This is a genomic window from Aquabacter sp., from assembly GCF_965279295.1.
In the GTDB taxonomy this organism is placed as follows: Bacteria; Pseudomonadota; Alphaproteobacteria; order Rhizobiales; family Xanthobacteraceae; genus Aquabacter.
Map to the genome: position 1 here is coordinate 1 of NZ_CBDIHQ010000001.1, position 18,003 is coordinate 18,003.

At 66.6% G+C, this 18,003-nt stretch carries 24 protein-coding genes; 11 read left to right on the forward strand and 13 right to left on the reverse strand.

Translation table 11 applies throughout. From position 1 onward, the window contains the following. The 4 genes from ADADO0_RS00005 to secB form a co-directional block, all read right to left on the reverse strand. Window positions 1-51, reverse strand: a 51-nt coding sequence (locus tag ADADO0_RS00005; protein WP_511303054.1) for a hypothetical protein, incomplete at its 3' end; no start/stop codon positions are given. A gap of 34 nt (window positions 52-85) precedes the next feature. Continuing rightward, entirely contained in the window at window positions 86-769 is a 684-nt protein-coding gene (locus ADADO0_RS00010) for an acyl-CoA dehydrogenase family protein (RefSeq protein ID WP_511302986.1), read from the reverse strand. Between the two features lie 139 nt (window positions 770-908). Beyond that, the gene (locus tag ADADO0_RS00015; protein WP_511302987.1) at window positions 909-1,382 is read right to left on the reverse strand and encodes a hypothetical protein; all 474 of its coding nucleotides are present in this window, start codon (window positions 1,380-1,382) and stop codon (window positions 909-911) included. 174 nt (window positions 1,383-1,556) lie between these two features. After that, window positions 1,557-2,039 carry a protein-export chaperone SecB gene (gene secB, locus ADADO0_RS00020; protein ID WP_511302988.1) on the reverse strand — a complete coding sequence of 161 codons (483 nt, stop codon included), beginning with the start codon at window positions 2,037-2,039 and terminating at the stop codon, window positions 1,557-1,559. A 107-nt stretch (window positions 2,040-2,146) separates the two neighbouring features. Here secB and ADADO0_RS00025 point away from each other — a divergent pair, with 107 nt between their 5' ends. After that, complete coding sequence (locus ADADO0_RS00025; RefSeq protein WP_511302989.1) at window positions 2,147-2,365, forward strand: DUF1674 domain-containing protein; 219 nt, start codon at window positions 2,147-2,149, stop codon at window positions 2,363-2,365. A 216-nt stretch (window positions 2,366-2,581) separates the two neighbouring features. On the opposite strand, the gene ADADO0_RS00030 is transcribed toward ADADO0_RS00025, so the two are convergent. Further along, window positions 2,582-3,388, reverse strand: a complete 807-nt coding sequence (locus tag ADADO0_RS00030) for an undecaprenyl-diphosphate phosphatase (protein WP_511302990.1) — start codon at window positions 3,386-3,388, stop codon at window positions 2,582-2,584. Window positions 3,389-3,622: 234 nt separating this feature from the next. On the opposite strand from ADADO0_RS00030, the gene ADADO0_RS00035 reads away from it, so the two are divergent. From ADADO0_RS00035 to ADADO0_RS00045, 3 genes are all read left to right on the forward strand, one after another. Continuing rightward, window positions 3,623-4,312 carry a glutathione S-transferase family protein gene (locus ADADO0_RS00035; protein ID WP_511302991.1) on the forward strand — a complete coding sequence of 230 codons (690 nt, stop codon included), beginning with the start codon at window positions 3,623-3,625 and terminating at the stop codon, window positions 4,310-4,312. 227 nt (window positions 4,313-4,539) lie between these two features. After that, entirely contained in the window at window positions 4,540-5,895 is a 1,356-nt protein-coding gene (gene queG, locus ADADO0_RS00040; protein ID WP_511302992.1) for a tRNA epoxyqueuosine(34) reductase QueG, read from the forward strand. Beyond that, window positions 5,892-6,776: an NAD-dependent epimerase/dehydratase family protein gene (locus tag ADADO0_RS00045; protein WP_511302993.1), complete on the forward strand. Its 885-nt coding sequence runs from the start codon at window positions 5,892-5,894 to the stop codon at window positions 6,774-6,776. The genes queG and ADADO0_RS00045 overlap by 4 nt, the downstream gene beginning before the upstream one ends. Window positions 6,777-6,880: 104 nt before the next feature. Here the strand turns inward: ADADO0_RS00045 and ADADO0_RS00050 are convergent, their stop codons facing one another. The 5 genes from ADADO0_RS00050 to hemE form a co-directional block, all read right to left on the reverse strand. Continuing rightward, window positions 6,881-7,039 carry a hypothetical protein gene (locus ADADO0_RS00050; protein WP_511302994.1) on the reverse strand — a complete coding sequence of 53 codons (159 nt, stop codon included), beginning with the start codon at window positions 7,037-7,039 and terminating at the stop codon, window positions 6,881-6,883. 84 nt (window positions 7,040-7,123) lie between these two features. Then, window positions 7,124-9,097 (reverse strand): SpoIIE family protein phosphatase, encoded by a 1,974-nt coding sequence (locus ADADO0_RS00055; protein WP_511302995.1) that lies wholly within the window; start codon window positions 9,095-9,097, stop codon window positions 7,124-7,126. Between the two features lie 77 nt (window positions 9,098-9,174). Continuing rightward, a complete protein-coding gene (locus ADADO0_RS00060) occupies window positions 9,175-9,672 on the reverse strand; it encodes a universal stress protein (RefSeq protein ID WP_511302996.1) in 498 nt (165 codons plus the stop codon). 38 nt (window positions 9,673-9,710) lie between these two features. Then, window positions 9,711-10,136, reverse strand: coding sequence for a protoporphyrinogen oxidase HemJ (gene hemJ / locus ADADO0_RS00065; RefSeq protein ID WP_511302997.1), 426 nt, complete (start codon window positions 10,134-10,136; stop codon window positions 9,711-9,713). Between the two features lie 94 nt (window positions 10,137-10,230). Continuing rightward, window positions 10,231-11,274 (reverse strand): uroporphyrinogen decarboxylase, encoded by a 1,044-nt coding sequence (hemE, locus tag ADADO0_RS00070; protein ID WP_511302998.1) that lies wholly within the window; start codon window positions 11,272-11,274, stop codon window positions 10,231-10,233. 344 nt (window positions 11,275-11,618) lie between these two features. Between hemE and ADADO0_RS00075 the strand changes: the two genes are divergently transcribed. From ADADO0_RS00075 to ADADO0_RS00105, 7 genes are all read left to right on the forward strand, one after another. After that, complete coding sequence (locus ADADO0_RS00075; protein ID WP_511302999.1) at window positions 11,619-12,494, forward strand: pyruvate, water dikinase regulatory protein; 876 nt, start codon at window positions 11,619-11,621, stop codon at window positions 12,492-12,494. Beyond that, window positions 12,491-13,105: a Maf family protein gene (locus ADADO0_RS00080; protein WP_511303000.1), complete on the forward strand. Its 615-nt coding sequence runs from the start codon at window positions 12,491-12,493 to the stop codon at window positions 13,103-13,105. The genes ADADO0_RS00075 and ADADO0_RS00080 overlap by 4 nt, the downstream gene beginning before the upstream one ends. Further along, window positions 13,102-13,944, forward strand: a complete 843-nt coding sequence (locus ADADO0_RS00085) for a shikimate dehydrogenase (RefSeq protein WP_511303001.1) — start codon at window positions 13,102-13,104, stop codon at window positions 13,942-13,944. The genes ADADO0_RS00080 and ADADO0_RS00085 overlap by 4 nt, the downstream gene beginning before the upstream one ends. Before the next feature lie 4 nt (window positions 13,945-13,948). Further along, window positions 13,949-14,548, forward strand: coding sequence for a dephospho-CoA kinase (coaE, locus tag ADADO0_RS00090; protein WP_511303002.1), 600 nt, complete (start codon window positions 13,949-13,951; stop codon window positions 14,546-14,548). A 12-nt stretch (window positions 14,549-14,560) separates the two neighbouring features. Next, on the forward strand, window positions 14,561-15,277 hold the full coding sequence (gene dnaQ / locus ADADO0_RS00095; protein WP_511303003.1) for a DNA polymerase III subunit epsilon: 717 nt from the start codon (window positions 14,561-14,563) through the stop codon (window positions 15,275-15,277). Between the two features lie 94 nt (window positions 15,278-15,371). Next, the gene (locus ADADO0_RS00100) at window positions 15,372-16,247 is read left to right on the forward strand and encodes a YihY/virulence factor BrkB family protein (protein ID WP_511303004.1); all 876 of its coding nucleotides are present in this window, start codon (window positions 15,372-15,374) and stop codon (window positions 16,245-16,247) included. Beyond that, window positions 16,247-16,720 carry an MmcB family DNA repair protein gene (locus ADADO0_RS00105; protein WP_511303055.1) on the forward strand — a complete coding sequence of 158 codons (474 nt, stop codon included), beginning with the start codon at window positions 16,247-16,249 and terminating at the stop codon, window positions 16,718-16,720. Before ADADO0_RS00100 ends, ADADO0_RS00105 begins: the two co-directional genes overlap by 1 nt. Window positions 16,721-16,761: 41 nt before the next feature. On the opposite strand, the gene ADADO0_RS00110 is transcribed toward ADADO0_RS00105, so the two are convergent. From ADADO0_RS00110 to ADADO0_RS00120, 3 genes are all read right to left on the reverse strand, one after another. After that, on the reverse strand, window positions 16,762-17,130 hold the full coding sequence (locus tag ADADO0_RS00110) for a DUF4174 domain-containing protein (RefSeq protein WP_511303005.1): 369 nt from the start codon (window positions 17,128-17,130) through the stop codon (window positions 16,762-16,764). Window positions 17,131-17,268: 138 nt separating this feature from the next. Beyond that, window positions 17,269-17,721, reverse strand: coding sequence for a PIN domain-containing protein (locus tag ADADO0_RS00115; RefSeq protein WP_511303006.1), 453 nt, complete (start codon window positions 17,719-17,721; stop codon window positions 17,269-17,271). Then, window positions 17,718-17,963, reverse strand: coding sequence for a type II toxin-antitoxin system Phd/YefM family antitoxin (locus ADADO0_RS00120; RefSeq protein WP_511303007.1), 246 nt, complete (start codon window positions 17,961-17,963; stop codon window positions 17,718-17,720). Before ADADO0_RS00120 ends, ADADO0_RS00115 begins: the two co-directional genes overlap by 4 nt. Window positions 17,964-18,003: the final 40 nt, after the last annotated feature.

The following is an 18,003-nucleotide window of genomic DNA, read 5'->3' on the forward strand; positions in this document are numbered from 1 at the left end:
CGAGCCGACGCCGATATAGCCGCGCGACAATTCCTCGGTGACGAGGCACATGGCCTCCTTGGGCAGGCCGAGGCCGCCGTATTCCTCAGGGAATGGTCAGGCCGAACACGCCCATATCCGCCAGCCCCTGGATGATCTCCATGGGGATATAGGCGTTCTTCAGATGCCATTCGTGGGCATGGGTGCCACTTCCGCCTCGACGGAAGCGGCGCATTTCGGAGCGCATGGCCTCCATGGTCTCATCCAGCCCGGCATCGCCCACCGTGGTGCTGTGCCCCTGGCGGATGATGGCGGCGAGCGCGGCCCGCGCGGCGCTGGTGTTGCCGCCCTTCAGCAGGGCCGCGACGGCGGGGTCGGCCCGCAGCTCGGCGCTGGTCTCGGGGGCGACGTACATATCCTCCAGGCGCACCAGTTCGCCCTGGCTCATGGGAATGCCGCCGAGGATCTGCGCCAGATATTCGCCGATGCCGATCTGCACCAGCAGCTTCTCGGTCTCGCCGAAGCGGCCCATCTCGCCGAGGCGGTCGGCGTAATGCACCAGTTCGCGCACGCCGAACACGTAGGTCGCAAGCCAGGCGAGGCCGTGGGTGGCGCGCTGTTCGGCATCCAGCAGCTTGGACGAGAGGCGCCCCCCTTCGACGACGCGCGCGCGAACGGCGGAGGTCGCTTCCGCCAGCAGCTTCTCCAGCAAGGCGCTTGCGGTGCGCCCCAGCGCCACCGCGTCGATACTCTCTTCCTCGACGGCGCGAAGCGCGGCGCTGCTGGACATGACGACAAACCCCCAGGTTGTGCGATGCGGAATTTTTCCAATCCTGACGCCGCGCGCGCACGGGCGCAACGCCTGAATCGCTTCAGGCGGCAAACTGCGTGCATTGCGAAGACGCGGGTGCACCACGATCCTCAGGGCGTCATGGAACCCAGGAGAGGATGACCTCCGAAAGCGTCGGCTTGACCGCGCGCATGGCAGAGGAAGACGAGGAAAAGGACCGGTCGCCTGCAGCGTCATTTCCGGCCTTCTCACTGGCGTCGGGGTCGCGCTCGAACCGGGCGCCGAAGAGGCAGCCGGCCGGGAGCCGGGCCAGTGCGCCGCCCCGCCAATCGACGGCGGTGCCGCCATAGTCCCAGTCGAAACCGGACAGACGAAACGGCCTGCCGTTTAGCGTCTCGATTTCAGCCATCGGCATGCCGATGCCGATCGGCTTTCCACCTGGCCCGGGAACGCGCCAGGTCGAGCCCTCGCCGATCCTGATCACCGACGGCCGGCGGTGGGTCTTCGTGTCGTGCCAGATGATTTCGATGCGCCGCTTGGGATCGTTCGGAAACACCAGCGTGCCGGGCTCGGACGTGCCCTCGCCGACGTAGATATCCCCCGCGCCGCACATTGGCGGCGCCGAACGCGGCCTTAAGCTCGGCCTCTCCCGCGCCCTTGGCGAACGGGCCGGTGCAGTCGAGAAGCACGGGAGGAGGGGCGGCAGGCCCCTGGGCACGGCTCCCCTGCGGGAGGCCGGCCAATGCAAGGCCGAGCGCCGCCCCAAGGAGGACGGCGCCGGCGCGGGTCACGCCTGTCCGGCGGTGCCGAGGCGCTGGGCCTCAGCGGCCATGCGCTGCTGGTAGAGGGCGGCGAAGTCCACCGGATCGATCATCAGCGGCGGGAAGCCGCCGCCGCGCACCGCTTCGGCCACCACCTGGCGGGCGAACGGGAACAGCAGGCGCGGGCACTCGATGAGCACCACCGGCTGCATGCTCTGCTCGGGAATGTTGCGGACCTTGAAGATGCCGCCATAAACCAGGTCGAACGCGAACAGGGTCGAGCCCGCCACCGTGGCGCCGCCCTCGATCTTCAGTTCGACCTCGAACTCCTCGTTCGCGAGCGGACGGGCGTTGACGTTGATCTGGATGTTCACGTCGGGCTGGGTGCCGCTATTCTGAAGCGAGCGCGGTGCATTGGGATTTTCGAAGGACAGATCTTTGATATATTGCGCGAGCACGTTGAGCGCGGGCGCCTTATTGTCTGTCGGGCTGCCATTCTGCGTCGCCATACTCGTCTCCTGCGGATCGTTCGGGTTGTCGCCCCCTAGCGAGGTCGCGGGTCGCTAGCATGCCTAAGGGCCTGGGGCAATACGAAGCCCCCTGGAGAGGACCGTCGATGAGTGTTGAAAAGACAGCCTTCGCGCCGGCAACGCTGGTACCGGAGGAACGCCCCCTGAGCGAAGCCGCCAAGCGCGCCCTTGCGGAAGCCGCCGAGCGGCGCGCCGCCATCGATGCCCTCGCGCAGGCCATGCCGAAGGAGCTGAACGGACGCGGCGGCAAGGAGCCGGTGCGTTACGGCGATTGGGAAGTCGGCGGCATCGCCAGCGATTTCTAAAGGGCGTTGGTTGCTTGTCCCGGACAAGCGACGGCGCAGCCGGAGCGCAGATCCGGGATCCAGCGCAAGAGACCGCCGAAGGCGCTTCACCCTATCTCCGACGCCGCGCGGCGAAGATGTTTTTTACGCTGGCTGCGAATTGACGGCTCCGCCGACTTCTGCGCTGGCCCCCGGATCTGCGCTCAAGCTTCGCTTTCGCTTGTCCGGGGAAAGACATCACTTCCAGATCAGCAGCCCCACCAGGCCGGCGATGCCGACGCCGATGCGCCACCAGCCGAACGGCGCGTAGCCGTGGCGGGAGACGAAATCCAGCAGCGAGCGGATCACCAGCACCGCCGAGCAGAACGCCGCCACGAAGCCGATGGCGATCAGCAGCCCGTCATCCAATGAGAGCGCGTTGCGGTTCTTGAAGAGATCGTAGGCGAACGCCCCGGTCATGGTGGGAAGCGCCAGGAAGAATGAGAATTCCGCAGCAGCCCGCTTGTCCACGCCCATCAGCATGGCGCCGACGATGGTGGAGCCCGAGCGCGACATGCCGGGGATCATGGCGATGCACTGGCAGAGGCCGATCTTGAAGGCCAAAGGCAGCGGCAGGCCCATGGCGTTGTTGTAGCGCGGCTCCGGCGCCACATGGTCGATGAACAGCAGGACGATGCCGCCGAAGATCAGGGTGAAGCAGATCAGCATGGGCGATTCGAACAGCACCGCCTTGATGAAGCCGTGCGCCGCCGCGCCGATGATCGCAGCCGGAAGGAAGGCGACGAGGATGCCGATAACGAAGCGCCGGGCGCCGGCATTGGAGGGCAGCAGCAGCGCCACCTTGAGGAACCGCTGGAAATAGACCGTCAGCAGCGCCAGCACGGCGCCGAGCTGAACCAGCACCTCAAAGGTCTTGCCGGTGCTCTCGAAGCCGAGGAAATGGCCGACCAGCAGAAGATGCGCCGTGGAGGAGACCGGTATGAACTCGGTAAGCCCCTCGAGGATGCCGAGGAACAAGGCGTCGAGCATGTTGCCGAGGGTCATGGGTCCGTCCAAATGAAGGAATCAGCCACGGCGGCGGCGCGGCGCGCGCACTCTGCGGCCTCCTCTGACAAGGTGCAATCGAGCGCTTTGAACCGGGTTGAATTGTCCCAAGGTGAGGTGTTGGCTTTGGTTCACCATGTGGCCGCATTGCCACAGACCCATGCGGCTTTGCGTCTTGCGGCACCGCAAGAAGACATCTAGACCGGGAGCAGCCGGAGCGGCCAAATCCCCAATATGCATCTGCACCATCATCCCTTCTGTCCCCATTCGCGTTTCGTGCGCCTCGTGCTTGCCGAGTACGGCATCGAGCCCGAGCTGGTGGAGGAGCGCGTGTGGGACCGCCGCGCAGACTTCCTTGCGCTGAACCCGGCGGGCGAAACCCCGGTCATGGTCGAGCAGCAGGCCCCCTCGGTGCCCGGCGCCTCGATCATCGCGGAATATCTCGACGAGACGCGCGGCCTTGCCCTCGGGGATCGCCGCCTGCTGCCGGAGGGGCCGCTGGACCGCGTGGAAGTGCGCCGCCTGGTTGCCTGGTTCAACGAGAAGATGTTCCTCGACGTCACCGATCATCTGGTGCGCGAGCGGATCTACAAACGCTACATGAAGGCGGACCAGGGCGGCGGACCGCCCGATGCCACCATGCTGCGCGCGGCGCGCGCCAATATCCGCTATCATCTGAAATATATCGGATGGCTCGCCAAGGGACGGAACTGGCTGGCCGGCAACCGCATGAGCCATGCGGACCTCGCCGCCGCCGCCCATCTCTCCGTGGCCGATTATTTGGGCGACGTGCCGTGGGACGAGGACGAGGATGCGAAGGAATGGTACGCGCGGCTGAAGTCGCGCCCGACCTTTCGCGGCCTGCTGTCCGACAGCATCCCGGGGATGCCAGCCTCCAAGACCTATACGGACCTGGACTTCTGAGCGAAGCGCCAGCCGCTGGTCTCGTGACTCCCTGCATGTCCCCCTCTCCCCTTTCCATACCTTCCCTTTCGGTGCCTTCCCTCCCCCTTCCGGTACCCCCCTCCCCCCTTGAGGGGGAGGGTCGGGGTGGGGGGTATGGCACCGCCAGGACCACCACCTCCGGCCCAAGCCGAGAGATACCCCCCACCCTGCCCTCCCCCTCAAGGGGGGAGGGTTCCTCCGAGGGGATGGGCGGGTACGCGCCGCAATGCTCCAACGCGGATAGCGCGGCCCAAACGCCGCCCACCGCCGCTACTATCTCCCCCACTTCCGTGCCCTCCTCCCCCCTTGAGGGGGAGGGTCGGGGTGGGGGGTATGGCGCCGCCGCCAGGACGACCACTTCCGAACCAAGTGGGGAGATACCCCCCACCCTGCCCTCCCCCCTAAGGGGGGAGGATCGCCCGATCGACCTCCCCACCCTCAAGGACAAGCTGCGCGACCTCGCCCTCGCCGAGGGGTTCGAGGCGTTCGGGGTTGCCGATCCAGAGGCCATCCCGCAGGCGGGAGAGCGGCTTGCCCAATGGGTGGAGGATGAACGCCACGGCGACATGGGCTGGATGGCCGAGACGCTGGAGCGCCGCGCCCATCCGCGCGCGCTGTGGCCGCAGATCCGCGCAGTCGTCATGCTCGGCCTCAATTATGGGCCTGACGAAGACCCCCGCACCGCCCTCGCCGAGCGCACCAACGGCGTCATATCGGTCTATGCGCGGGGTGAGGATTATCACGAGCTGATCAAGGGGAAGCTCAAGCGCCTTGCCCGTGCCCTGCTCCATGCGGCCGGCGAGGGCGATGTGAAAGTGTTCGTCGACACCGCCCCGCTGATGGAGAAGCCGCTCGCCATGGCGGCCGGGCTCGGCTGGCAGGGCAAGCACACCAATCTGGTGTCGCGGGCGCGCGGCTCCTGGCTGTTCCTCGGCGCGATCGCCACCACGCTGGACCTGCCCCACGACGCCCCATCCTCGGACCATTGCGGCGCGTGCCGGGCGTGCCTCGACGCCTGCCCGACGGCGGCGTTTCCCGCGCCCTACCAGATCGATGCGCGGCGCTGCGTCTCCTATCTCACCATTGAGCACCGGGGGCCGATCCCGCGCGATCTGCGCCCGTTGATGGGCAATCGCATCTACGGCTGCGACGATTGCCTCGCCGCCTGCCCCTGGAACAAGTTCGCCATCGCCGGGCGCGAGATGAAGCTGGCCGCCCGCGCGGAGAACAAGGCGCCGGAACTGGCCGAACTGGCGGGCCTCGACGATGCGGCGTTCCGCGCCCGCTTCGCCAAAAGCCCGATCAAACGCACCGGACGCACCCGCATGATGCGCAATGTGCTGGTGGCCATGGGCAATTCCGGCGATGCCGGCTTCGCGCCACAGGTTGAAGGGCTGCTTTCCGACCCCGAGCCTCTGGTGCGCGGCGCGGCGGTCTGGGCGCTTTCCCGCCTGCTAACGCCCCCAGCCTTCGCCGGACTTGCTGCGCAATATGGATGCAGCGAAGCGGACCTTGAGGTTGCCGAGGAATGGCGCAACGCCCTGGCGGACATCGCCGCATGACCACACTTCTCGCCGTTGGTTTGGGCTATTGCGGCCGCCATGTGCTGGCCACCCGGCCGGGACTGTTCACCCGCGCCTGCGGCACCAGCCGCACCAGCGAGGGCGCTGAAGGGCTCGCGCAGCTCTCCCAGCCGCATTGTGCCGTCACCGGCATCCCGTTCGAGGGCACCGGGGTTTCGCTCGCCCTTGACGCCGCTATCGCCCAGGCGGACGTGCTGCTGCTCTCCGCCCCGCCCGGCGCCATGGGCGATCCGCTGCTCGCGGCGGCGCGGGAGATGCTGCTGGCCAGCCCGCGCCTGTCGCAGGTGGTCTATCTCACCACGCTCGGGGTCTATGGCGACCATGACGGCGCGTGGGTCGACGAGGCCACCCCGCCGCGCCCTGGCTCGCAGCGTTTGGAGCGCCGGCTGGCGGCGGAAGCCGATTGGCAGGCGTTCGGCCGCACGAAGGGCGTGCCCGTCGCCATCCTGCGGCTCGCCGGCATCTATGGTCCGGGACGCAACGCGCTGGTTCAGGTGCGGGCCGGGCAGGCGCGCCGCATCGACAAGCCCGGCCAGGTGTTCAACCGCATCCATGTGGATGACATATCCGCCAGCATAGACGCCGTGGTGGCGCGGGGCTTCGATGGCGTCGTCAACGTCACCGACGATCTGCCGGCCCCGCCGGGCGATCCCGTGGTCTACGCCGCCGGCCTGCTGGGGCTGGAGCCGCCGCCGGCCGTGCCGTTCGACATCGCGGCGCGCGAGATGAGCCCCATGGCGCTCACCTTCTGGGCGGGCAACAAGCGGGTGCGCAATCGGGTGATGAAGGACGCGCTCGGTGTCACCCTGCGCTACCCGACCTATCGCGAAGGCCTGCGCGCGCTGCACGAAGGCGGATAGGGTGGCCTTGAAGATCCGGCTGCAAGACGCGCTCTGACGGGACAAGATGCGCGAGCCGTCGCTCCAGCACATCTAGCCCAAGGATCAAAGGCGCGGCTGAAGCCTCAGGAAAAGTTCGGCCCGTCCGGCCCGGTGGTCGGGGTCGAGAGCGTCACGGCGGCGACGTCAAGTTCGCGGCAGACCGGTTCGGACCACACGCGACGGACGCAATCTTCTGAAGCGGAAGGCGCGAGATCGGCCTGGGGGAGATGTGTAGAATTCACGGTTTCAATCCTTGATTGGTCCCGAGGACCAGCAGCAAGCCATTCCAAGATAAGCGTTTATAACGGCGAAACGTCAAACTCAAGTCAAGCTTCGCCGGCCGGGGGAGACTTATCCAGCCACGCCTTGAACGCCTCCAGCTCCGGCTTTCCGAGCGGCACCACCTGGGCGGCAAGTGACAGGCGCACCGCCGGGTCCGGCTCGTGCTCCACCTGCCGCGCAAGGGCCGCCGCGCCGGCGAGCCCGAACTGGCCGAGCACCCCGGCGAAGGCGTGAGCGGTGGCGATCAGGGCCTCGGCATCCGCGCGTGTCACCAATTCCTCCCACTCCACGAAGCGGCGTTCGGAATTCTCGATGAACCGCACCGCCAGCCTGCGGAAGCCGTCCTCCCCCACCGCCTTGCGCAAGGCCCCGACGCCGGAAAGATCGAGCGTCGTATCCTCGGCCAGCGGCGGCGCGATTTCCACCGGAACCGTTACGGGGACAGGAGCAGGCCGCACCGGCGGCAAGGCCGGCTCGGGCGGCGCCGGCATCGACATGGCGGGAAGCGCACCGGCTTTTTTCGCCGAAGAGGCGCCCTCGATCAGCAGCAGGGTCCAGTCGTCCTCAGGGTTGGGCCCGAGGCGCGCGGCAGCGCGCTCGCCGGTCCCCGCCACCACCTTGGACAAGGGCTGGCGGGCGCGGGCGTGCATTTCATCGACCAGCCAGTCCGGGCACGGCCCGCCGCTCGCCAGTTCCGCCGGATCGATACCGTCGGTGGTGAGAACCAGCCGCTCGCCCCAGGCGAGGCGAAGCTGCACGCTCTCGTAACGGGCATCCTTGGTGAAGCCGAGCAGCGGCCCGTCCACCTGCACGTTGCGGGTTCCCCCACGGGTGACGATCAGGGGATGGGGATGCCCGGCGGAGGCGATCTCGATCGCGCCGTCCTGCCAGAGATCCACCACCAGAGCGGTCGCCAGCGCCGCGTCAAAGCCCGGCTCGGAATAGATCAGGTTCGACCAGCGGGTGAGATATTGCGAGGGACCGAGCTGTTCGCCCACATCCAGCGCGCGGATCATGGCCGCCTGCGCCACCGCGCCGGCCTTGGCGTTGATGCCGTGGCCCATCACATCAGCCAGCACGATCCGATCGGCCCCCGAACGGGGCAAGTGGATCACGAGATCTCCACCGCCGATATCGGCTGTGCCATTGCGCAAGGCCAGATTGAACGGCCCCAGGTGGTCCGGCAGCGAGGGCCGCACCAGGCTTTCCAAAGCCGAACCGAAATAGCGCAGCAGCCGCGCGCGCTGGCGGGTGGCCCGCAGCAGAGCGAGGTTTACCGTCTCCAGCAGCGCCGCCGGCCGCACCGGCTTGGTCAGGAACGTGTCGACCCCGAGTTCCAGCGCCCGCACCCGCACCGTGGGGTCGCCGGTGATCATGACGATGGGGATGGGCGAGCGGTCGCTGTCGTCCTCCAGCGCCTGCACCAAAGCGGTACCGGGGTCTGATCCCAAATGGAAATCGGTGACGATGAGATCCACCGTGGTGGTGCCGGCCTGCTCCAGCGCGTCTTTGAGATTGCTCGCCGCCAGCACGCGGTAATGGGGTTCGAGAATGCCGAGATAGGTCTCCAGCAAGACCTCCTCGTCCTCCACCACCAAAATCAGCGGGCGGCGGCGCGAGAAACGGCGGCGGGCCGTCATGCGGTTGGGCGGCCCCTGGACATAAGTCACCCGGTCGAAGGCGCTGCGCACTAGGGCGAGCCCGCGCCCCGAGGTGCCATCCTCCGCGCCGGCCAGGGAGGCGCGCGCCCAGCGTGCCTCGAACTCCCTAAACGGGCCGCCATCGTCCTCAATGGTCACGGTGAGGACGATGCCGTCCAGAACCGCCTCCAGCGCCAGTTCGCGCGGCGGGGGATTGGCGTGGCGCACCAGATTGAAGGCAAGTTCCGCGACCGCGAGCACGATCTCGTCGGCCACATCGCTGGCGAGGCGCAGTTCGGACAATTTCCGGCGCAGCGCCTTTCGCAGCCAGGACACTTCGTCCAACGTCGCCGGCCGGCGCGCCTCGAACAGCTTCACCGCGTCCCCCTTCTGCCATCCCCGTCTTATGTTGGCAGAAAACTGGCGACTGGGGCTAGAGCTTCAGTGCCGCGCGGTCACGCCAGCGCGTCGAGTTCCTCGTCCGAGAGCGCACCGGGCACGACGGTGACGGGGATCGGGAAACGACCCGAGGCAGGGCCTGCGAGAAGCCCGACCAGCGGACCGGGGCCTTCGCTGCCGACACCTGCCGCCAGAACCAGAACGGCGATGTCGCGGTCTTCCACGATCAGCGCGTGCAGCGCCTCAGCCTTGGTGCCCTCGCGGATCACGCCTTCCGCCACGACGCCGGCGATCTGCCGGGCGCGGGCGGAGAAATGCTCGATGCGCTCCTGCATGGCTTCGATCGCCTCGGCCCGCATCAGGTCGGCAACGCCGAGCCATTGCTGGTGCACATCCTCCAATTCCAGGATGCCGAGCATCACCACGCCCGATCCGGTGCGCGCGGCGCGCCGGCTGGCGTAATAGAGCGCGCGGTCGCATTCCGGCGTCTCATCGAGGATCACCAGAAATTTGCGCTGATGGCCGGGCTCGTAAATCTGCCGCTTCTGGCTCATGCGCGGACCCTCATCGATACGTCCGGCTCAGGCTGGGCTTAAAACGGCTTGACCACAACCAATATGACGATGCCGACCATGAGGATGGCGGGCACCTCATTGACCATGCGGAAGAAACGTTCGGTGTGCGGGCGCTGATCGGCGGCGAATTGCTTCATCCAGCGCGCCTGGAAACCGTGGAAGCCCGAGAGGCAGATCACCAGGAGCAGCTTGGCGTGCATCCAGCCCGCCACCATCCAGCCGCCGGCATAGAGCAGGTAGAGCCCTGCCGCCCAGGTCACGATCATCGCCGGATTGGCGATCAACCGCAGCAGGCGCTTTTCCATGATCTTGAACGTCTCGGACTGCTGCGAGCCCACCGGCGCGCCGCAATGATAGACGAACAGGCGCGGCAGATAGAGCAGCGTCGCCATCCAGGAGATGACGGCGATGACGTGCAGCGCCTTGATCCAGAGATAAAGCATGGGGCCGTCCTTGGGATAATTCTAATCGCGCTTGTGCCACGGCCAGAGAACCAGGGCAAAGGCGCTCGAGAACAGCCCAGGGAAGGCGGCGCAGCTACAGCGCCGCGCGCACCCGCTCCACCATGCGCTCAACGTGTTCGATCGGGGTTTCTGGCCGGATGCCGTGACCCAGATTGAAGATATGGCGCACGCCGTCGAAATCGCTGCGGATGCGGGTGATCTCCTCGTCGAGCTGCGCCCCGCCGGCGATCAGACGTAACGGATCGAGATTGCCCTGAAGCGCGGTCTTCTCGCCCAGCTTGCGCAGGGTGGCGCGCTCTGCGGTCCAATCGAGGCCGATGGCATTCACGCCCAGCGCCGCGATGCGCGCCAAAGCTTCGGCCGATGCACCCTTGGGAAAAGCGATGATGCGCGCCTCGGGATGACGCGCCCAGATCCCGGCGGCGATCCGCCCCAAGGGCTCAAGGCACCAGCGCTCGAACGACACCGGGTCGAGGACGCCCGCCCAGGTGTCGAAAATCTGCACCGCGTCCGCCCCAGCCTCGATCTGCCCCACGAGATGGGCGATGGAGACCTCGACCAGCAGATCGATCAACTTCTGGAACAGCTCGGGCTGGCGCAGCGCCAGCAGCCGCGCCGGACCCTGGTCGTCAGTGCCGCGCCCGGCGACCATATAGGTCGCCACAGTCCAAGGCGCACCGCAGAAGCCGATTAGCGCCGTATCCGGCCGCAAGGCGGCGCGGGTCCGCGAGATCGCCTCATAGACCGGACCGACGCGCGCCGCGTCGAGCGTTTCGGGCAGCGCGGCGACCCCGGCGGCGTCCGTCACCGGGTCGAGGCGCGGGCCTTCCCCGGTCTCGAACCGCAGGCCAACGCCCAGCGCGTGCGGCACCACCAAGATATCGGAAAAGATGATGGCCGCATCGAAGCCGAACCTGCGGATCGGCTGAAGCGTCACTTCGGCGGCAAGTTCCGGCGTGTAGCAGAGCGTGAGGAAGTCGCCGGCCTGTGCCCGAAGCTCGCGATACTCGGGGAGATAGCGGCCCGCCTGACGCATCATCCAGAGTGGCGGCGGATTGAGAGCGGCGCCGTCGAGTACGGCAAGGAACGACGATTGGCGGGTAGAGCTACGGGTCATCCCCATCCCATAAAATAAGAAAGAAAGATTCTTTAAAGAGGAGTCTTTAGAGTCTTAGCAGTTGATTAACCATTCGCACGGCCAACGACAACCGGTCCACAGGCTGACCCTCTAACGGTACGTGAATCGGGTCGGTCTGTGCGCCGGCAAACAAAGGTTAATCAAAGGTTAACGATATCGCCCGGAGCATGATTCACATTCACCCACAGGCAGGCCCTTAAACCTGTCCCCACGGGTTGAAATGTGGATGGATATGCCCGCTATCCCCTCCGGTGCCTTGCATGGCCCCTCACGGCATGCGTTTCTGCACACGCCGTCCACAGGGCGGTGGATAAGACGCAAGCATGGACAAAAAGGACGAACGCGTGACCGAGACTAAGGTTGCAACGCCCGCCTATTTTCACATGCACCTGGTCTCCGATGCGACCGGGGAGACGCTGATCAATGTAGGCCGTGCGGCCTGCGCGCAATATTCCAACGTCCTGCCGATCGAGCATGTCTATCCCCTCGTGCGCTCCATGAAGCAGCTCGACCGGGTTCTGATCGACATCGAGAGCAACCCCGGCATCGTCCTCTACACCCTGGTGGACAAGGACATCCGCGAGCGCCTGAAGGGCCGCTGCCGCGAACTCGGCGTGCCCTTCCTCTCGGTTCTGGCGCCGGTGGTGCAATTGTTCCAGGCCTATCTCGGCGGCGAGCCGCAGCCGCGTATCGGCGGCCAGCACGCGCTGGATGCCACCTATTTCAAGCGCATCGATGCGCTGAACTTCACCGTCATGCACGACGACGGGCACATGACCGACGATCTCGAACAGGCGGACGTGGTGCTGATCGGGGTCTCGCGCACCTCGAAGACGCCCACTTCTATCTATCTCGCCAATCGCGGGGTGAAGACGGCGAATATCCCGCTGGTGCCCAATGTGCCGCTGCCGCCCAATATAGAGAAGCTGAAGAAGCCGCTCGTGGTGGGGCTGATCGCCAGCCCCGAGCGCATCGTCGAAATCCGCCAGAACCGGCTGCTCGGCCTCAATGCCGTGAGCACCAGTGAATCCTATGTGGACCGTGAATCCGTGTCCGAGGAACTGGCCTATTCCCGCCGCCTGTGCGCGCGCAACAACTGGCCGCAGATCGACGTGACGCGCCGATCCATCGAGGAAACCGCCGCCGCCATCATCGGCCATCTCTCGGAGCGCCGTCGCCGGAGCATCGCCGAGACATGAGCTTGTGGCGCGCCGCACATCCTTTGGTTCTGGCCTCCAAAAGCCGCGCCCGCCGGGCGGTGCTGGAAGCCGCCGGAATTCCGCTGGAGATCGTTTCCGCCGACGTGGATGAGCGCAAGGTGGAGGCGCAGGCCCCCGCCGCCGAGGCCGCGCCCGACGATATCGCCCGGATCCTCGCCAGGGCGAAGGCGTTGGCGGGGGCCGCCACTGTCGATGCCGCGCGCTATGTGTTGGGGGCCGACCAGACCCTGGCCCTGGGCGGTGTCTGCTTCCACAAGGCGGCGGACCTGGACAGCGCGCGGCTGCAACTCGCCCGGCTTGCCGGCCGCACCCATGTGCTGCACTCGGCCATCGCCGTGGTGCAGGACGAAGAGGTGCTGTTCGAGACCGTGGAAAGCGCCTGCCTCACCATGCGGGCGCTGAGTGCGGACGAGATCGAGGATTATCTCGATGCCGCCGGGCCGGCTGCGTTCGGCTCGGTGGGGTGCTACCAGCTGGAATCGCTCGGCGTCCATCTCTTCGAGAAGATCGAGGGCGACCATTTCACCATTCTGGGACTGCCGCTGCTGCCTTTGCTCGGCTTCCTGCGCGGCGAGGGGCTTGTTTCGTGACCATCCGCCTTTGCGTCGTCGGCCATCCCATCGCCTATTCCCGCTCGCCCATGCTGCACGGCTATTGGATCGAGAAGTATAAGCTCGACGGCACTTATGGCCGTGAGGACGTGCCCCCCGAGGTGGCGGCGGATTTCTTCGCGCGTTTCGGTACGCAGTTTGCCGGCGGCAATGTCACCGCGCCCAACAAGGAGATCGCCTTCCGGGCGGTGGCCGAGGCGGATGTCACCGCGCGGCGCCTTGAGGCGGTGAACACCCTGTGGTTTGAGGACGGCCGCATGATGGGTGGCAACACCGACGTCTACGGCTTCATGGCGAACCTCGATGCCGGCGCGCCCGGCTGGCATGCGGATCGCCCGGCCTTGGTGCTGGGTGCCGGCGGTGCCTCGCGCGCCATCGTTTACGGGCTGCTGGAACGTGGCGTCGAGACCCTCTGGCTCGCCAACCGCACGCTGGAACGGGCGCAGGCGCTGGCCGATCTGTTCGGGCCGCGCGTACGTCCCATCGGCCTCGGCGACACCGCCGGGGCGATGCGTGAGGCCGGCTTGATCGTGAATGTCACGTCGCTCGGCATGAAGGGGCACCCGCCGCTCGATATCGACCTCTCCCCTGCCCGTACCGACGCCGTGGTGACGGATGCGGTCTATGTGCCGTTGGAGACCCCGTTCCTGAAGGCGGCCAAGGCGCGCGGGCTGGTCACCGTGGACGGGCTCGGCATGTTCCTGCACCAGGCGGTGCCTGGATTCGAACGGTGGTTCGGGGTTCGGCCGGTGGTCGACGATGGACTGCGCACGCTGATCCTCGAAGATCTGCGCGCCAAGGGCCAGTTGGAAGCTTAAGGCCATGTGGATCCTCGGCCTCACCGGCTCCATCGGCATGGGCAAGTCGGCCACCGCCGCCATGTTCGCCGCCGAGGGCGTGCCGGTGCACGATGCTGACGCGGCGGTGCATGACCTTTATCGCAAGGAAGCGGTCGCGCCGGTGGAAGCGGCCTTTCCCGGTGTGACCCGCGATGGCGCCATTGACCGGCCGACGCTGTCGCAGCGCGTATTGGGTGATGCCGAGGCGATGAAGCGGCTGGAAGCCATCGTCCATCCCTTGGTTCGGGCGCGGGAAAAGGCGTTTCTTGCCCAGGCGCGGGCGGCGGGCGCGCGCCTCGCGGTGCTGGATATCCCGCTGCTGCTGGAATTTTCCGGCGACCGGCGGGTGGATGCGGTGGCGGTGGTGAGCGCACCGGAAACTGTGCAGGCCGCGCGGGTTCTCGCCCGGCCGGGCATGACGCAAGAGCGATTCGCGCTCATTCTCGCCAAGCAGATGCCCGATTCGCAAAAGCGGCGCCGGGCGCATTTCATCATCGACACGGGCCGCGGCTTCGCGGCGGCACAGCATCAGGTGCGCGGCATCGTGCGCGCCCTGAGCGGGCCGGGCCGGCGGCGGGACTAGTCAGGAGCCACCATGCGCGAGATCGTTCTCGACACTGAAACCACAGGCCTCGACCCCAACAATGGCGACCGGCTGGTGGAAATCGGTTGTGTAGAGATGGTCAACCGCATCCTCACGGGCAACGTATTCCACGTCTATCTCAACCCGCAGCGCGACATGCCGGTGGAGGCGTTCAACGTCCATGGGCTTTCGGCGGAATTCCTCTCCGACAAGCCGCTGTTCGCCGCCGAGGCGGACAGGTTCTTGGACTTCATCGCCAACGACACGTTGGTGATCCACAACGCCGCCTTTGACATCGGCTTCCTGAACGCCGAGCTGGAAAAGGTCGGGCGTCCCCTTATCGCCCGCGACCGTGTGGTGGACACGCTGGCCCTGGCGCGGCGCAAGCATCCCGGCGCGCCGGCCAGTCTCGACGTGCTGATGCGGCGCTACGGCATCGACAGTTCGCGGCGGGTCAAGCATGGCGCGCTGCTAGACAGCGAACTGCTTGCCGAGGTCTACAGCGAACTGCTCGGCGGCCGTCAGGCTATGCTGGTCGGCATGGTGGAGGAGACCTCCGCCGCGCCCCGCCTGGTATCTGTGGAGGTTGCGGCGGCACGCCAGAGGCCCCAGCCGCTCGCCTCGCGGCTCACTCCGCAGGATACCGACGCTCATGTCGCCTTCGTTGCGGGCCTGGGCGACAAGGCCTTGTGGAACACGTATTCGCCGCCGCCCACCGGCGCGGTTTAGCCTTAAGGCGGGCGCAGTTATTCCCCTGCGCCATCTGCCACCTCGCGACGCAGGGGCCGTTTGGCTTATGATGGGCCGGCGGAGCAAAAGCGGCATGTTGGTGCGCGGTTATAACGTCGTCATGGACGCCTTATGGAGCTTCGTCGCGGACGATGGCTGGGCGATCGCCAGCCATATCGCCCTGTCGATCCTCATGTCCCTGTTCCCGTTCCTGATCTTCGTGACGTCCCTGGCGGCGTTCCTGGACCTGCGGCCGCTCGCCAACGAGACCATCCAGCTCATCCTCGACACCTGGCCGGACGCGGTGGCCGAGCCGATCGCCCGCGAAATCTACAATGTGGTCAACCATGTCCGCACCGACCTCCTGACCTTCGGCGTGGCGCTGGCGATCTACTTCTCCTCCAACGGCGTCGAGAGCCTGCGCATCGGCCTCAATCGCGCCTACCAGACCAAGGAGGGCCGGGCCTGGTACCGGCTGCGGTTCGAATCCATCCTTTATGTGCTGATCGGCGCCGCCGGCATGCTGGCGCTGTCATTTCTGGTGGTGCTCGGCCCGCTGATCTGGCGCATCGTCGAGCACAATCTCCCCGCCGTGCGGCACCTGAGCCCGGCGGTGACGCTGGCACGCTATCTCGCGACCTCGGTGGTTCTCGTCATCGGCCTCGTGGTGGCCCACAAATGGCTGCCGGCCGGGCATCGCACGCTGCGCGAGATCGCGCCGGGCATCGGCGTGACGCTGGCGTTGTGGCTGATCGCGGCGGCATCTTTCGGCTTCTATCTCAACGAATTTCCCGCCAATTACGTCACGACCTATGCCGGCCTCGCCTCGGTGATGATCGCGCTGGTCTTCCTCTATCTCACCGCCACGATTTTCCTGTTCGGCGGGGAATTTAACGCTGCCATGGCGCGGGCGCGTACTGCCCGGCTGGAACGACGCGCCCGCGCGTTGGCAGTGGAGACGCGGCCGTGATCGGCGAGCCGGCGCTGCGCAGCGATGGCCGCCAGTCGCCCACCGCGCTGGCGCTCCAACGCGGCGTGCTGCGCCATCTCGCGGCTTTGGGGCTCTTGGGCATCCCCGAATTCTGCCTCGCTTCGGGTCGCCGCGCCGACATCGCCGCGCTGGACGTGAAGGGGGAGATCACCATCATCGAGATCAAATCCTCGATCGCCGATTTCCGCACCGATCAGAAATGGCCGGAATACCGCCTCTATTGCGACCGCCTGTGCTTCGCCGTGAAACCGGATTTCCCCTTGGAAATCCTGCCGGATGACGTCGGCATCCTGGTGGGCGATGCGTTCGGCGCGGAACTGATCCGCCCGCCACCCCTCCACGCCCTCCCCGCCGCGACCCGAAAAGCCCTCCTCATCCGCCTCGCCCGCGCCGGCGCCGGGCGCCTCGCGCTGCTCTACGATCCGGAGCTGCGGGGGCTTGGGGAACTGTAGCTGACCCGCACGGCGCGCAGGCCTCGCGCCAATCGAGAGCTCTACCGCGCGCGCCGCATTTCGTCCCGGCGCATGGGCATGCGATCGATCCGCGCGAATACGGCGGTCATCGTCACGGGGGAGGACCATCGCTCGGCGATGTGCCCATCCTTTCCAACCAGGACCACTTGGAAAGCGCCGCTCCGCAGACCAAGTGTCGCGCGCAGCGGGTCGTCGGCGGCGACGGAGGTCAGGACCACCATGTCGCGTTCCGCGAGACCGGCCTTGTGCGCCTCGATCTCGGCCATCTGCTGCCGGAATTCCGGTTGGTCCGTTGATTGCGCTACCACCACCAGCGGGCGCGCCTTTCCGCGATAGCCTTGCAGGCCGGTTGAGGCGGCATGTGCGGCGGTGGCGCTTAAGAGGGTCATGGCGAGGGTCAAAATTGGCATCATGGGAACAGGAAGCACATCAAGGGCGCTCCGGTTCCTTAGCGTCACCGAGGCGCGCGCTTGGAGAGGATACGCTGAAGCGTCCTGCGGTAAACAGCCGACGGGGTTGAAGACGCTCTACCGTGGCGCTGTCAGAACCGCATCCAGCAGCGCGTGCCGTGGCGAAGCGAACGGGTTCACCACGCTCACACCGCCCCAGGTGAAGCCGTCCTGGAGATCCTCCGACAGCAGAAGCCGGCACCCCGCGTGGGAGGACGCGACGAGGATGACGGCATCCCAGATGCTGAAATGGTGGTCCGTGGCGAGATCGGAAGCGGCCATCATGATGTCCGGGGAGGTCTCCATCACCGAGAATGTGTCGCGCCACCCGAGGAGCGCGGTTCTGGCATCGGATCGGGACCGGCCACCCTTTAGGACCAGGACATGGAACAGTTCGCCGAGCGCCTGGACCGGGAGAACGGTGCGCTCCTGAGGCAGGCGTCGGACCAGATCGATCGCCATCGCGCGTTTCTCCGCGCCGTTCACGCCTTCCGCATAGACCAGGATGTTGGTGTCGAGAGCGATCCTCACGGTTCGTCCTCGTAAAGCTCCTCACGGCTCCAACGGCCGGCATCGGAGACCGGCTGTCGTTCCAGGCGATCAAGCAGGGTCGTCTTGGCTGATAGCTCCGCTGCGTCACGCTGGTCGGCGGGAATGATTCGGGCCACGGGGCGACCATGGCTCGTCACCATGTAGCTGCGCCCTTCGCGCACGGCGCGCATGATCAGGGAAAAGTTGCGGTTGGCATCCGCCGCGGAGATCGCTTCGTCCATGCCTTTTCGCCCATTAGTAGTGATATTGCCTACTATAGCG

What these genes read in the sequence shown, in the direction of transcription:
- ADADO0_RS00025 (WP_511302989.1), top strand. Translation starts at nt 2,147, where the DNA reads ATGAGTGTTGAAAAGACAGCCTTCGCGCCGGCAACGCTGGTACCGGAG.
- ADADO0_RS00030 (WP_511302990.1), bottom strand. Translation starts at nt 3,388, where the DNA reads ATGACCCTCGGCAACATGCTCGACGCCTTGTTCCTCGGCATCCTCGAG.
- ADADO0_RS00060 (WP_511302996.1), bottom strand. Translation starts at nt 9,672, where the DNA reads ATGAGCCAGAAGCGGCAGATTTACGAGCCCGGCCATCAGCGCAAATTT.
- ADADO0_RS00080 (WP_511303000.1), top strand. Translation starts at nt 12,491, where the DNA reads ATGAGCTTGTGGCGCGCCGCACATCCTTTGGTTCTGGCCTCCAAAAGC.
- dnaQ (WP_511303003.1), top strand. Translation starts at nt 14,561, where the DNA reads ATGCGCGAGATCGTTCTCGACACTGAAACCACAGGCCTCGACCCCAAC.
- ADADO0_RS00100 (WP_511303004.1), top strand. Translation starts at nt 15,372, where the DNA reads ATGTTGGTGCGCGGTTATAACGTCGTCATGGACGCCTTATGGAGCTTC.
- queG (WP_511302992.1), top strand. Translation starts at nt 4,540, where the DNA reads ATGGGCGGGTACGCGCCGCAATGCTCCAACGCGGATAGCGCGGCCCAA.
- ADADO0_RS00110 (WP_511303005.1), bottom strand. Translation starts at nt 17,130, where the DNA reads ATGACCCTCTTAAGCGCCACCGCCGCACATGCCGCCTCAACCGGCCTG.
- ADADO0_RS00015 (WP_511302987.1), bottom strand. Translation starts at nt 1,382, where the DNA reads ATGTGCGGCGCGGGGGATATCTACGTCGGCGAGGGCACGTCCGAGCCC.
- hemJ (WP_511302997.1), bottom strand. Translation starts at nt 10,136, where the DNA reads ATGCTTTATCTCTGGATCAAGGCGCTGCACGTCATCGCCGTCATCTCC.
- ADADO0_RS00045 (WP_511302993.1), top strand. Translation starts at nt 5,892, where the DNA reads ATGACCACACTTCTCGCCGTTGGTTTGGGCTATTGCGGCCGCCATGTG.
- ADADO0_RS00120 (WP_511303007.1), bottom strand. Translation starts at nt 17,963, where the DNA reads ATGGACGAAGCGATCTCCGCGGCGGATGCCAACCGCAACTTTTCCCTG.
- secB (WP_511302988.1), bottom strand. Translation starts at nt 2,039, where the DNA reads ATGGCGACGCAGAATGGCAGCCCGACAGACAATAAGGCGCCCGCGCTC.
- ADADO0_RS00075 (WP_511302999.1), top strand. Translation starts at nt 11,619, where the DNA reads ATGGACAAAAAGGACGAACGCGTGACCGAGACTAAGGTTGCAACGCCC.
- ADADO0_RS00035 (WP_511302991.1), top strand. Translation starts at nt 3,623, where the DNA reads ATGCATCTGCACCATCATCCCTTCTGTCCCCATTCGCGTTTCGTGCGC.
- ADADO0_RS00010 (WP_511302986.1), bottom strand. Translation starts at nt 769, where the DNA reads ATGTCCAGCAGCGCCGCGCTTCGCGCCGTCGAGGAAGAGAGTATCGAC.
- coaE (WP_511303002.1), top strand. Translation starts at nt 13,949, where the DNA reads ATGTGGATCCTCGGCCTCACCGGCTCCATCGGCATGGGCAAGTCGGCC.
- hemE (WP_511302998.1), bottom strand. Translation starts at nt 11,274, where the DNA reads ATGACCCGTAGCTCTACCCGCCAATCGTCGTTCCTTGCCGTACTCGAC.